This is a genomic window from Clostridium sp. C2-6-12 (assembly GCF_009928485.1).
GTDB lineage: Bacteria > Bacillota > Clostridia > Clostridiales > Clostridiaceae > Clostridium.
Window position 1 is genome coordinate 247,097 of the sequence record NZ_JAABNP010000004.1, and the last position, 14,904, is coordinate 262,000.

Here is a 14,904-nt window from a genome sequence, read left to right on the forward strand (position 1 = left end):
AAAAAATATAGTTATATTAGTTTTTAATTACTGTTAAATCTATCTTTAATTATATTTATGAATGTTTTAAATAAAATAATTATTAAACTAAACAAAAAATCCTAAGCCATATATTGACTTAGGTCTTTTTGTATTATTCTTATATAAAGAATCTTTATTCTATTATTGGTAATTCAATACTTGATGAATTTACATGTCCAACGTAAACTGTTTGATTAGCAACGAAAGTTTCTTTTTGCTTTGCCCAATTTCCTTTTATATTTGTATGATTGTTGTATGCTGGAAAATTAGATGATGATATATCTACTCTTAATTTCGATCCTTTGCTAATGCACCAGCTTACTGGCCACATTTCAATTTCAACTTCTACAATTTCATTAGGAACATATTCAAGTGCATGTTCCGTTTTACTTCTATAAATCAAACTGCTAATCCCATCACAAATGTTAAATGAACGTCCATCTGGAAGCACCACCATCACTTTAGCTACAAAAGCTGTGTCTTCTGCATCTGTACTAACTTTTAGCTTAACTTTTATATTCCCAACTATTTTTTTATCTTCTGAAAATTCTTCTGATATAAAAGTCAATACATCATCTCTATATCCTGGTTCTTCCTGTAATCTTGCACCTTGTTTAGTATCACCATATCCTGGTGTAATCCATGCAAGCAGTGCTGTACCACCATTTGTCATAATATATTTATCAGGGTCATATTTATATTCTAACTTTTCTTCATTCCATGGTGTATTTTCTGACAATAGTCCACCTTTATATTTCTCTTCTAATTTTTCAAAATACATAGTTTGAATTTCTGATTTTGGCGGCCAACTTTCAAGGGTTTCCCATTTGCCTTTTCCAACAATATAAGCCTCAATACTTCCAACCTTATCTTTATAAGGCTTTCCTTTTAACATATAATCAAACCATTCTAATCCTGCTTTTACCTTTAAATATCCTATTGTTTCATTATTAGGATATTCTAATTCTCCTGGACTATTCCCCATATGATCCCAAGGACCAATTATTAAGCGACTCTTACTTTTTACATCTTCACTTAAATTTAAATACCCCTTCACCAATCCATCTAAATGATGGTCAAACCACCCATCAATCAAAAGCATTGGTACTTTAACTTTTGAAGGAATTTCCTTAAGTGTAGCCCATGTACCGTTTGTCCAATATTCACTAGAGCTTTCCACATTGGACATATATTCTCTATAAAATGGAATTTCACCTCCAAATAGTTCTTTATCTGCTTCAATATGTGGTCTCATATAAATACCTTTTTGATATAATTCTCCTGGATGCTCCTTTGGATTTAATCCTGAATTACCATATGCCCATGATGTATAAATGTCGTGTCTAAACATACCATTCATATAAATCTGTTCATGTCGTTCAGTTCCAAAACAGTCTATGACCAAAGTTTTCACTTCACTTGGAAGTGAGTCTGAAATCATCCACTGACAAAAAGATAAATAAGAACTTCCAAACATACCTATGTTTCCATTTTGCCATTTTTGCTTAACAAGCCAATTTACAGTATCTATGCCATCATTTCTCTCATTAAAAAATGGCTCCCATTTTCCTTCTGATTCACCTGTTCCTCGAGCTGATTGCATTATGAGTACATATCCATGCTCAACAAAATGGCTGTAGGCTGCATAATATATCTGTTCATTACTAGGATAAGGATATCTTATTAATATAGCTGGCCATGGTCCTTCACCATTTGGAAAATATACCTTAGTAACTAAAGAAACTTCATCTCTCATTTTTACATTAAAAACTTCACATCCAGTAATTTCATGAGTTGCACTGGGTAATTCTTTAATAACTCTGTCATTAATTTCTTTTATTAACTCTTTTATATCCATAATATTATCACCAGTCCTTATTCACATTTTTAATAATATTCAAACTACCTTAATGAATTTGTATATAAAATACTTCAGCATCAAAATTATAAATTAATTCCTCTGCTGAAGTAATTATAATCAAAACCTTAACTTAATTGCTCTTTAATAGCTCTAGCTTCATTTTTCTTCTTACTTGAAGTTGCAATTATAATTGTAATTAATGCAACTACAAAATATGCTGAATTTAATGATAATGGAATTCTATATGATTTTGTTGCATCAAAGAAAGCTCCTCCAATATAAACTGAAGCTGCTGAAGCTAATGCGGCTAACACGCTTACAGTTGAAAAAATAGCACTATATTCTTTTGTTCCAAATACTCTTTTAATATAAAATGGTAATGCTACAAGTACTAATGCTTGAGCTAATCCAATTACAAAACCTGAAGCTACCATCAATTGTTGATTTAATGCTAAGTTTAATCCTAACCAGCCAATAAAACCAAGTGTTGCATATACAAAAGTTACAAGCTTTGATGACCATTTATCTAATAGGAATCCAATAATAAATTTACCTGCTGCTGCTCCAAGCATTATTCCTGATATAACAGTTGCTCCAACAGTTAGTGGATATCCAAGATTAACAACGTGGGCTGATACGTGTTGTACAAGGCCTGCTACCATTTGTAATACAACCCCTGCTATACAGAATAAGTAAAAGGCTGGCATTTTGTAGGCCTCTTTTGCAGTAAATCCGCTTTGTTCTATTTGTTCTTCTGATTTTACTTTAGATGGATCTACTCCATATGCATATAATCCTTTATCCGATGGTTTGAATACCATTATAAATAATGTAAACGGTAAAACAAGAATTAATGCTAAAACACCGATAAATATGTATGCATTTCTCCATCCATAATTTACAATAATATTACTTACTATTGGATTAAATATAGTACCACCTAACCCTGAAACTGCAGCTGCTATACCTAATGCAAAACCTAATTTCTTTTCAAACCAATTCCCAAGAAATATTGGTAATACTAAACTTACACAAAATGGCTGAACAACTCCCATTGCAGCACCTGCTACATAGAACATATATAAGTTATTAAATGTTGAACATGCTATTATAGCTCCTGCAAATACTATAAAACTTCCAGTCAATAAAATTTTTGCATTATATTTAGGAAACATTTTACCTGCAAAAGGCATTGTTATCATTTGTGCTACATTTTGAATCGTTAACATTAAAGCTATTTGAGTACGTGTAAACCCTAATTCATTTCCTACTGGTGTAAAAAATAATCCTTGTGTGTTTAAAATTAATCCTAATCCTACAAAGGACATCACGCAGCAACCTGCAAATATAAGCCATGAATAGTGCATTTTTGTTTTTTCCATAATACTTTAAACTCCTTTTTGTCATTTATTTTTCTTATTTATCTTAAAATCTGTATCTAAGTTTGTTCGTAATATACAAATACATTACGAACAAATTCTTTAGTATCTTATTTCTAAAGTTAAATTTATTTATTATTTCTTTATATCAAAAAACTCTAAAGCTCTTTGTATGCATTTATCCCAATATGCCCATTCGTGTGTCCCCTTACTTTCTTCATAAGTAAGGTTTATTCCCAATTCTTTAGCATATTCTTTAAATTCAATGTTCATCTTATATAAAAAGTCTTCTGTGCCACAGCTTTGATACAATATAGGTAAATCAATTTTATCCTTCACTGCATTTTCTGCTAGATATTTCAAATCGTTTTCTGAACCCTTAATTGCATCCAATGACCCAAAGATTTCTTTAAATTCTTTTTCTCTATGTGGCACATAATTTATCATATCATCCATACAAAGTGTTCCTGAAAAACTAGCTGCTGCACTAAACATTTCTGGCTTTCTTAATGCTAATTTAAAACTTCCGTAGCCTCCCATTGATAATCCAGCTACAAAGTTATCTTCTCTTTTTTCTGATAATGGAAAATGAGCTTTAACAAAGTCTGGTACTTCTTCACTAATAAAAGTCCAATATTTTCTTCCTTGAACCATATCTGTATAGTAACTTAAATCTGCATCTGGCATAACTACTGCTATTTTATGTTCCTTTGCATATCTTTCTATTGATGATTGTCTCATCCATGCAGAATAATCATCTGTTCCTCCATGTAATAAATATAAAGTTGGATGTTTTATAGTTCTATCTATTGGACTATATTCTCTGTTATCACTTTCAGGTATTATTACGCTTAACATTGTTGCTTTACCTAATACTTTTGAAAAAAAACTTACTTGAAATAATGACATTTTAACTCCCTCACTTCTTTATTTAAATTTAGTTAATTTATGAAAAGTCCATCAACTATTTCTATTTTCTTTAATAGTTGAATTGATATAAGCATTACTCCTAGATAACTAAAGTTCCATAACTCTCAAATCTTCTGTTATTATCAAATTACTATTTGTTGCTTTTTTGATTTCTTCTAGAGTTATATTGGGCGCAATTTCTTTTAAAATTATGCCTTTTTCTTTATCAATTTCCATTACTCCCATATCAGTTATAATTGTATTTACTTGTTTAGCTGCTGTTAAAGGAAGATTACATCTTTTAATTATTTTGCATTCTCCATTTTTATTCAAATGTTCCATTGCAACAATAACTCTCTTAGCTCCAACTACTAAATCCATAGCTCCACCCATTCCAGAAACCTTTTTACCTGGAACCATCCAATTTGCTAAATTTCCTTCTTCATCAACTTCCAAAGCTCCAAGGACAGTTATATCTATATGCCCTCCTCTTATTAATGAAAAAGAATATGCGCTGTCAAAAAATGAAGCTCCCTTTGCTGCTGATATATGTTTTCCACCAGCATCTAAAACATTATCATCTATTTCTTCCTCATTAGGTACAGGTCCTAGGCCTAAAATACCATTTTCAGATTGCAGATGAACTTTAATCTGACTCGGAATATAATTTGCAACTAAAGTTGGTATGCCTATTCCTAGATTAACAACATCACCATCTTTAAATTCTTTAGCAACTCTTCTGGCTATAATTTCTCTTTTATCCAAGCTTTTATTCACCTACCTTTACAATCTTATCTATTAATATTCCTGGCACATCAACCTCATTAGGATCAATTTCACCAATAGGAACAATTTCTTCGACTTCTGCAATAACATGTTCTGCTGCCAAAGGCATTATAGCATTAAAGTTACGAGAAGATCCTTTAAATACAAGGTTTCCATTTTCATCAGCTTTAGCTGCCCTAACAAGAGCAATATCAGCCTTTAATGGTAATTCTAATATGTACTCTTTTTGATCTATAGTTATTTTTTCTTTTCCTTCTTCAACTATAGTCCCAACCCCAACTGGAGTTAAAAATCCTCCAAGACCAGCTCCTCCAGCTCTGATTTTTTCTGCTAGAGTTCCTTGTGGCAATAGTTCAACCTCCATTTCTCCTGTGATTAACCCTTTACCTGTCTCTGGATTCGCACCTATATAAGATGCAATTACCTTTTTTACCTGTTTATTTTTTATTACATTATATAAAGAACATTCTGTTGTTCCTGTATCATTTGAAATTACCGTAAGATCACTTATTTGCTTTTTAGTAGCTAGTTCCCTTACTAAGGTTTCAGGATGTCCTCCTTTAAGAAACCCACCAATCATCAATACACTTCCACTTTCGATAATTTCAATTGCTTTTTGTGGTGTTGTTATCTTTGACATAATAACCTCCTTCAATCTTATTTACATAGTAATTACTCCTAATATGTTAATCTATTTCTATTTCTAACAATAAGGAACTTAGAGATTTACCATGAGGATCTATTGCTAAAGAACGGGTAACTCCTCCACCTAATGCATTTTCCATTACAAAGTTTAATGCTCCAAGACTTTCTATTTCATATCTAGTTATTTTACCTTTTACAATATGCTCAAACTGTTTCTTTACTTTTTCTACAGTAACTTCTTCTTTGAGTTTTTTATAATTCTTTTCATCATATGCAATGACTGAAATAACTGAAATATTTCCCTTATCTCCAGTTCTTGAATGTGCTATTTCTCTTAATTTCATTTTTTATACCTCCTCATACTGAACAGATATTTTTATATCCTCTGCAGGAATTAAAATTGATGCAATTGAAACTACTTCTCTTACATATTTTCTTGCACCGCCGCCACCAGCTGGTCCATTTGTGTAAAGTGCCTCTACTTCATTGCCTATAACTATTGCATCCTTTTTAGTTAATGTTCTAGCAGCAACTCTTAACCTTACTTCATCATAGGAAGCTTTTTCTTTTAAGCTAGCGTCATATAATGAATTGACACCAATATAATCTATTTTCAGTTCTTCAATAGGAAGCTTTATATACTCCAATCTCTTTTTTATTATTTCACCTGCTATTTTTGCTCTTTCATAAGCTCCTGTACCACCATAGCTTATTTCCCCTTCACCAATGTAGCAATCCTTATAACCAACACTGGTTTTGTATAATCCTGTTGCTGCTTTTCCACTTGCACCTTCAACTAAAATCTCATCTTTTTTTATTTCTTTAACTCTAACTTTAGAAAAATCTGCAATTACATCTGGAGTAAAATAATTTTCTGGATCTTGAATTTCATATAAAATTTGTTCTTTACAAGTATCTATAGTAACTTGTCCTCCAGCTTGTTCTAATTTTGAAATAACTATACGTCCTTCTTCATTTACCTCTCCAATTGGAAAGCCTAAATTCCAAAGATCTTTTATTTCCTTATAAGGTGGATCAACAAAATACCCTCCCATTACTTGAGCTGCACATTCTAAAAGATGTCCTGCTAAAGTTCCTTTTCCTAATAAGTCATAATCATTAAAGTTCCATTTAAATTCATATACCAGTGGTCCAAGTACTAAGGATGGATCTGCAACTCTTCCTGTAACTACAATATCTGCTCCATTTTCTAAAGCTTCAACTATTCCTTTGCAGCCTATATATGCATTGGCTGATATAACGTTTGAAACTGATTTTAACTTTTCACCTGTTTCAATGACTTGATTTTCTAAATATTTCTCAATATTATCACTAATATCATCACCTAAAACTGCTGCTATTTTTAAGCCACTAATGTTCATGGCCTTTGCCATTTCTTTTATTACCTTCATTGCTGAGATTGGATTTGCACTTCCCATATTAGTTATAACTTTTATATTTTTTTCTTTTATTAATGGCAATACTTTTTCCATTCTATATTCTAAAAGTTCATTATAACCTTTATTATTATCAGAAAGCTTTTGTAATTGTCCAAGGGCAATAGTTCTTTCTGCTAGACACTCAAATATAATATAATCAAGCTTTCCATACTTAATTAAATCAACTGCAGGCTCAATCCTATCTCCTCCATATCCAGCTCCGCCACCAATTCTAATGCTTTTCATTGACATTATCTCCTTTATTTAATTCTTCCCTTTTATTTAAAGCAATTATTATGCCAACTTATAATTATTTTATTATTTAGGCTTTAATTCTTGTTATAATGATGGTTTATAAGCTCTAATGAAAAAATTAAACTTCTAATTATCAAAATATAAAATTCTAAAATTTTAGAATTTTATTTATAACTAATTACATAAAAGCTATTTAAATGTTACAAAACCTTAATTGGAGCTCTATTCTAAAAAATTATAATTACAATTCGTAATTTCTAAATTTTTAGAATATCTTTTCTTTAAATAATTATCAATAAAAAAATGAGTCATTACCTACGATTTTACATAAGATAACGACTCACATTTTTATTAACTTATTTTCCTCTAACGAAGATTTTGCATTTTATTATATAAGGAGGCAAGAGAGATTCCTAGCGCTTCCGCAGCCTTTTTCTTTCCTTCTAATGTATTTCCGTAAATATCAATAACTTTATTAATTTCTTTTTCTTCAAATTCTTTAACAGCATCTTTTAATAGCTTTATATTTATAACACTTTCCTTTATGCCTTCTATTTGAAGTTTTTTAGGTAAATGTTCCACTCTTATTACAGCTTCATCTGTCATCATAACTCCAAACTCAATCGTGTTTTTTAATTCTCTAACATTTCCCTCCCATTTATAATTATATAAAACATTAAAGGCTTCTTCTGAAATTTTAACTTTCTTAGCAAATTTCTGCTCCGCTTCTTCCAAGAAATAATTTATTAAGGTCTCAATATCTCCCTTTCTCTCTCTTAGAGGTATTGTATCTATTGTAAAAACTGCAATTCTATAATATAAATCAGCTCTAAATTCTTTATTTATTATCATATTTTCTAGGCTTCTATTAGTTGCTGCAATAATTCTAACATCTATAGGTATTTCATTAACAGCACCAATAGGTCTTATTATATTTTCTTGTAGCACTCTAAGCAGCCTTGCTTGAAGACTATAATCCATTTCTGAAATTTCATCTAAAAAAATAGTTCCTCCTTCTGCCTTTTGGAAAAGTCCTATTTTTCCACCCTTTTTAGCTCCAGTAAAAGCCCCCTCTTCATATCCAAAAAGTTCACTTTCAAGAAAATTTGCTTCAAAAGTTGCACAATTTATAGCTATAAAGGGTTCCTCTCTTCTATCACTTTCATTATGTATAGCTTGCGCTAATAATTCCTTTCCTGTTCCACTTTCTCCTGTAATGAGTATATTTACTTTCTTTTTAGCGATTTTCTTTCCAAAGGCCTTCAATTCTTTTGTTTTACTATCTTCTCCAACTATACTATCAAAAGTATATTTTGCCTTATCATTTGCTTTTATCTTTTTCTTTAAATCTTTAATAATCTGCTTTGAGTTATTTAATTCCTCCATTAGTTTGTAAATATCATTTATCTCATTTAAAATAGATATTCCTGCAACTACCTCTCCATTTTCAAAAACAGGAACCATATTAACAAAATATTCTACATTATTAACACTTCTTTTAATCCCCAAAAGCTTTTCACCACTATTAATCACCTCTGGTAATCTGCTTCCTATTCTCACTTCCCCAATTTTTCTTCCTATTATATCCTTTGCTTCTACTTTAGTTATTCTTGTATATGCTGGATTTACATATACAACATTATTATCTTTATCTGCAATAAGAACTCCATCATACAAGGAATCAAATATAGAGCTATTTAATTCTCCAAATTTCATAGGTATTCTCTCCTTATGGCTATAAAATTTTTTTAATTTCTATTCATTAATTTATCAATAATCAAATTTATTATAGAATATTTAGACTAAACATTAGCTTTATTTTAATAATCCACGCACTATTTATTTTTCCTTAGGTATAACTATAGATAATATCACAGATGGAATTGCTATAATTACAAATAGTATAAATAAAGTATGTAATGAGCTGTTTATTGAAAGTTTTATCTGTTCGCTCGTTAGAATAGAATTATATAAACTACTTGAATCTACTCCATTTATGCCACGATCAATAAAATATTTAGCTATGTACAAATTGAATATACCACCAAACAAACTTATCCCTATTGTTTCACCTATAGTCTTAACCAATGAATTAGTTGCAGTTGCAACTCCCCTTTTATCATATCCAACAGATTCCTGTATGATTATAGTTAAAATGCTAAGGACACCACCTAATCCAAAGCCTATTATGGAGACAACTGCTAACACTAGCACTAGTGAACTATTTAAATTTAAAGTAATCAATAATATTACTCCAACAAATAAAATAAAACTAGCTATAAGTGTTACCACTTTTCCCCCATACTTTAATATGCATTTTCCTAAAACTACTGAGGCTATAAGCCAAGTAACAGACATAGGTGCCATACTTAAACCAGATGCCTTTGCACTAAAACCTAACACATTTTGCATATATATTGGTACATAAACATTAACACCAATCAATATAATTGCTACTAAAAAACTTATTAAGTTTATTATTATACTTGTTCTTGTAAATATATCAAAAGGGATAATTGGCTCTTCTGCTTTTCTTTCTATCTTATAAAATACGAATAATAGTATAATTGTTATAAAAACTGATATTATATTAAATATATTATTAGAATTTTGTTGTTCATTAAAAATATTTAAAAATATAATCATTGCTATTGATAAAATTATAATGCCTGCATAATCAATCTTATGTTTTTTTCTTTCAAAATCTTCTTCCAAATTTTTTTCAAGAAGTATAATTGATATTATTCCAAATGGAATGTTAATGAAAAATATCCAATGCCATGACAATATATCGATTAATATTCCTCCTAAAAAAGGTCCTGCTAGACTTGCCACTCCCCATACTGTTCCTATCATTCCTTGGACTTTTGGTCTTTCCTCAAGAGTAAATACATCTCCAACTATTGTATATGGAATCGTAAATATTGAACCTGCACCTAACCCTTGAATTATACGAAATATAATCAACATATACATGTTTTGTGATGCTCCACATAAAAAACTTCCAACTAAAAATATTACTATTCCAATTGAAAGCATCTTTTTTCTTCCATATAAGTCAGATAACTTTCCATATATAGGCGTAGAAATTGCAGAAGCCAATAAATATACTGAAAAGACTAAACTAATAAGTTGAAATCCTTGTAAATCCTTGACTATGGTTGGAATAGCTGTGGTCACAACAGTCCCCTCAATTGCTCCTAAAAACATAGATACCATTAATGCTATTACTATATTTTTCTTTTTTATATTCATTTTTAACTCACTTCCTTATTAAAAATTTTTTTTCATCATTGGCTAATATACATTTTTAATAATATAATAATAACCTTTTTATTTCTATAAAACATAATAATTAAATATTTAGCTTAGTTAATATAATTATAAAACTAGTATAAGGTACTTAAAGTTTATTTCTATCCTTTAAATACCTTATACTCTTTATTTATATCATGAGATAAAATTTACATTTTATCTTTATAAATATACTAAAAATATATTATATTTTTTTAATTATAATTAATCTTTTATTTAAGTTTTTTCAATACCATAACTCCATACTTTTCAAGTTCTGTCTTACCAGTAACTTCAGCACCTGAAAGTAAATTAATCATTGGTTCCTTTATATTTACTTCAATATTATGAGTCATATAATTTAATATAAATATATAATCTTGATTATCTTTTCTTCTTACAGCAAGCTCTGCTTCTTTAGGCAATTCTACAAGGCTGCTATAAGGCGCTGTAAATCCTAGTTTTCTAAGAAATACTGCTGCTGTATTGGGACTAAAACCAGCACCATAATAATAAGCTGTTCCTTTTCCAAGCTTATTTTCTACAAGAGCTGGTGCTCCATCATAATAATTTCCCTTAAAGGTAGCCAGTACTTTTGCGCCATCTAAAGGTTCTAATATATCATTAAAAACAGGAGCTTCAATTTCTTCCCCATTCCAAATAGAATATTCATCTTCATCTCCAGGTCCAAGATGGGTGTAATCCACTACTTTTACTCCACATATTTCCGATGCAAACCCAGGCATTTGATGCATTGGACATCTTCCATATTGATCTTTATAACCAGTACGAGCTCCCATGATTAATTTACCGCCTTGTTCAACATAAGCTTTTAAAAGTTTAGCTGTTTCTTCTGTAAGAATAGTTGCATGAGGATATACTAGTAATTCATATTTACTCAAATCTTCTAAAGAAGTTTTTCTTGTAGCATTTTGAAAATACAAAAAATCTAACGGAGTGTGAGTTAATTGTGCTCCAGTAAACCAACCATCATCACTAAAACTGTCTATTGGTCCATGCCATTTATCTTGTTCTCCATCCCATATATTATCGTAATCTTTTATTAAGGCTACTTTAGCTTCATATTTTGAGCCTGAAATTTCTGTTAACTTTTTAAAATCATCACGAACTGCCCCTAATTCCTTGAGACGTCTATTAGGCTGATTAGAGTAATCATTTAAGCCATGCCAATAAATTTCTGTTCCTATCCAACAGGTTCTCCATCTGAAATAGCTAATAAAATCAGCTCCATGAGCCATGGATTGGAAGGTCCATAATCTCATTTGTCCTGGCTTTGGACTAGGCTGCTTCATTCTTGAATCCCAGCCACCTGCTCCTGATTGCTGTTCCATTATACCAAAATTAGGTGAAATAGATCTAGCATTTGTAAGAGACCAGGAAGATCTACGATCATTTAAATTTCCAGGTTTTTTAGGTGTTGTCCAAGTGTCATATGCAAAATTAGGGTACGAATCATAAGTTATAAAATCTAGTGCTAAATTAGTCATTTCATGACTATCCAAGTGTCCAAAAATTCCATTTGTAGTAATAAACTGTTCCTTAGGCTTGTACTTCTTTATTATATCTGCCTGAAGCTTACAATAGCTTATAGTACTATATGAAATAAATCTTTTTTCTTCAAGAGATAAATGTGGGTTATTTGAGTTACTAGCTGTAGGACGTGTCAAATAAATTTCCTCCCATGAAGTATAAGTTTGATTCCAAAAAGTTGTACCCATAGCTTCATTTAGTGCTTCTAAAGTTTTAAACTTTTCCTTAAGATATGTTCTAAATGCAGCATGATCAGAATTTGAATAAAAAACTCCTACTTCACAATTCAATTCATTATCGATCTGCCAACCTATAATAGCAGGATGAGAGCAGTAATGTGCTGCAATTTTATCAACTATCTTTGAAGTAAATTCTCTGTATATTGGTGAATTATATGTATAATGTCTTCTCATTCCATGTCTATATAATGTACCATCTTCCTTGGCATTTAATACTTCAGGGTAATTATGTGTAAGCCATGCTGGTGGCGTTGCTGTAGGAGTACAAAAAATCACCTTCATTCCTTTTTCATATGCAAGATTTAAGAAATTATCAAAGAAATCAAAAGTATAGACTCCTTCTTGTGGCTCAAATTTGTTCCAAGCAAATTCAGCAATTCTTATAACCTCAATACCATGTTCAAGCATTCTTTCTAAATCACTTTCCCACAAATTTTCAGGCCAATGTTCAGGATAGTAACAAACTCCAATTGTTGGTTTATCAAGTTTAAAAGATTTTTCTAATTGATTATTTTGATTTATAGACATTTACTCCGCTCCCTTTTTCAATTAACTTATAAACAGAAAACTATTACACTAACTATTAGCTTTAGCTTTTACATTAATCAAAAGCTATTCCGATTTCTGTTTAGAAAAATAATTCTGTAATATAAGTTTGATATTATTTCATTTATATATTAATATATTGTTATTGTATTACACGTAATTGACAGAGTATATACATCTATATTGTTATTTATATAATTATATTGTTATCGGAAAGGTTATTAAATGAAAAGACAAGTATTTCTACCGATTGTACATGAAAACCCTTATTTTTGCTTTCCTGAAGCTGTTGGATGGTATAAGGACGAACCTCAACATTGTGCCATTAGAGAAAAAAATGAATTTAATTATTTTAATCTCCATGTTGTAATAAGTGGTAAGGGTTATCTCAAAGCCAATAATCATGTGAATGTGCTACAGCCAGGAGATTCTTTTTTATACTTTCCTTCTGAAGAGCAACATTATTATTCAGATAAGGAAAATCCTTGGGAAGTAGTATGGGTTCATTTTAGAGGCAGCTACTTAAATGAATTTTTTATAGAAAAAGGCTTCCATCTTTCTAACGTATGGACATTAAAGTTATGGAATAATATAAAAATAAACATCATTAATTTATTAGAGGAAGCAGAAAACTCTGGTATTCTTCATCAATCAACCTTATCTACACTTACTTATGGAATTATTTCAGAATTCCTATCACAAGCAGAAGCACTTACTATAAATAAAGGTGATATATATAATAAAATTGTGACAATTCTACCTAAAATGCGTGAGCTATCATCAAAACCCTTTAATCTCAAATATTGGGCAGATGAATTAAACATAAGTACCTTTTATTTTTGTAAAATGTTTAAAAAGACTACTGGTATGTCACCTACTAATTTTATTATGTTATGCCGACTTCAAAAGTCAAAACAATTGCTAACAGAAAAAAGCGAGTTAACTGTAAAGCAAATTGCATTAGAGTGTGGTTATCCAAGCATCAGTTATTTTGGCAAAATTTTTTTAGAAAATGAAGGCTTAACTCCTGCAGAATATAGAAAGAGACTTGTATGATAAATTTATTATCTAAAATGAATTAAAAAGTCCACGCGGAAATAAGCCTTTCGCCTTCACCTAATACATATTCGTCTTCTTTAAAAGAAACCAGATCCTCATCTTTTCTCTCTTCTTCGTCACTCATATTAATTACGTGCTCCTTCTTTTTCTTGTTTGCTGTTTTTCTATTTTTCTTTTCATCAAAAAGTATAGGTATGTTACTCGGAGATATATTATCACTAATTTTTATACTTTGATTATTGTCTTTGTTAAATTGATTATTATTAATTGGTAATGCTACTTTATCATCGTTTATAATAGGATATGACTTATTCTCGGCCACCTTATTTTTAGCTTTCTCTTCTGATTTATTTGTTTCCTTATTATTAACTGCTTCAATAATAACTTCTCTTGTAGCTGCTTCCTTATGTTTTAAATCTATTCCTCTATCTTTAGAGTTTACTTTTTCCTCTACCTTAATATTTTGATGTTTAACAAAACTCTTTACTTTATAAATATTATCTTCAGTCACTTCAATCATTTTTAATTCCATCAATACATCTAAAGCCAGTTTAACTAGAGCCTCATCTCTGTTAAACTCTATTGCTAGAGTTTCTATTGTATAAGGGATATTCTTTGCCATATATAATTCACCTTCACAGTCAGATTTTCCAGCTAATATAATGCACCTGGCAAAAAAGTAATGAATAAAATCCCTTTCTGGTTTTTGATCTATAACTTTAGTTTTTGTGTCATCGTAGATGTCTAACTTGAATTTAACATATCTTCTTTCCCTCATATCTATCATACTCCTTCATATTCATATAGCAATTTAATCTACTAAAAAAGTTCCGTATTGCAGCATAGCTGCTCTTTTTATAGGTGCATATCTTCTTTCCCTCATATCTATCATACTCCTTCATATTCATATAGCAATTTAA

12 protein-coding genes are annotated in these 14,904 nt (G+C 30.2%); 1 reads left to right on the top strand and 11 read right to left on the bottom strand.

Translation table 11 applies throughout. The annotated features are described in order from the left end of the window. Window positions 1-154 precede the first annotated feature (154 nt). From GXK56_RS05440 to GXK56_RS05485, 10 genes are all read right to left on the bottom strand, one after another. Window positions 155-1,879 (bottom strand): CocE/NonD family hydrolase, encoded by a 1,725-nt coding sequence (locus GXK56_RS05440; protein ID WP_160685929.1) that lies wholly within the window; start codon window positions 1,877-1,879, stop codon window positions 155-157. Between the two features lie 128 nt (window positions 1,880-2,007). Further along, on the bottom strand, window positions 2,008-3,264 hold the full coding sequence (locus GXK56_RS05445) for an MFS transporter (RefSeq protein ID WP_160685931.1): 1,257 nt from the start codon (window positions 3,262-3,264) through the stop codon (window positions 2,008-2,010). A gap of 132 nt (window positions 3,265-3,396) precedes the next feature. Beyond that, window positions 3,397-4,170: an alpha/beta hydrolase family protein gene (locus tag GXK56_RS05450; protein ID WP_160685933.1), complete on the bottom strand. Its 774-nt coding sequence runs from the start codon at window positions 4,168-4,170 to the stop codon at window positions 3,397-3,399. Window positions 4,171-4,278: 108 nt separating this feature from the next. Beyond that, window positions 4,279-4,935 carry a 3-oxoacid CoA-transferase subunit B gene (locus GXK56_RS05455; RefSeq protein ID WP_160685935.1) on the bottom strand — a complete coding sequence of 219 codons (657 nt, stop codon included), beginning with the start codon at window positions 4,933-4,935 and terminating at the stop codon, window positions 4,279-4,281. Between the two features lie 4 nt (window positions 4,936-4,939). Further along, complete coding sequence (locus GXK56_RS05460) at window positions 4,940-5,596, bottom strand: CoA transferase subunit A (protein ID WP_202127828.1); 657 nt, start codon at window positions 5,594-5,596, stop codon at window positions 4,940-4,942. Window positions 5,597-5,642: 46 nt separating this feature from the next. After that, window positions 5,643-5,945, bottom strand: coding sequence for a hypothetical protein (locus tag GXK56_RS05465; RefSeq protein ID WP_160685937.1), 303 nt, complete (start codon window positions 5,943-5,945; stop codon window positions 5,643-5,645). A 3-nt stretch (window positions 5,946-5,948) separates the two neighbouring features. Beyond that, complete coding sequence (locus GXK56_RS05470) at window positions 5,949-7,286, bottom strand: acyclic terpene utilization AtuA family protein (protein ID WP_160685939.1); 1,338 nt, start codon at window positions 7,284-7,286, stop codon at window positions 5,949-5,951. A 375-nt stretch (window positions 7,287-7,661) separates the two neighbouring features. Then, on the bottom strand, window positions 7,662-9,011 hold the full coding sequence (locus GXK56_RS05475) for a sigma 54-interacting transcriptional regulator (RefSeq protein WP_160685941.1): 1,350 nt from the start codon (window positions 9,009-9,011) through the stop codon (window positions 7,662-7,664). 123 nt (window positions 9,012-9,134) lie between these two features. Beyond that, a complete protein-coding gene (locus tag GXK56_RS05480) occupies window positions 9,135-10,550 on the bottom strand; it encodes an MDR family MFS transporter (RefSeq protein ID WP_160685943.1) in 1,416 nt (471 codons plus the stop codon). 272 nt (window positions 10,551-10,822) lie between these two features. Beyond that, entirely contained in the window at window positions 10,823-12,907 is a 2,085-nt protein-coding gene (locus GXK56_RS05485) for a beta-galactosidase (protein ID WP_160685945.1), read from the bottom strand. A gap of 243 nt (window positions 12,908-13,150) precedes the next feature. On the opposite strand from GXK56_RS05485, the gene GXK56_RS05490 reads away from it, so the two are divergent. After that, entirely contained in the window at window positions 13,151-13,981 is an 831-nt protein-coding gene (locus GXK56_RS05490) for a helix-turn-helix domain-containing protein (RefSeq protein WP_160685947.1), read from the top strand. A 22-nt stretch (window positions 13,982-14,003) separates the two neighbouring features. Here the strand turns inward: GXK56_RS05490 and GXK56_RS05495 are convergent, their stop codons facing one another. After that, window positions 14,004-14,762, bottom strand: coding sequence for a phage replisome organizer N-terminal domain-containing protein (locus GXK56_RS05495; protein WP_160685949.1), 759 nt, complete (start codon window positions 14,760-14,762; stop codon window positions 14,004-14,006). Window positions 14,763-14,904 lie beyond the last annotated feature (142 nt).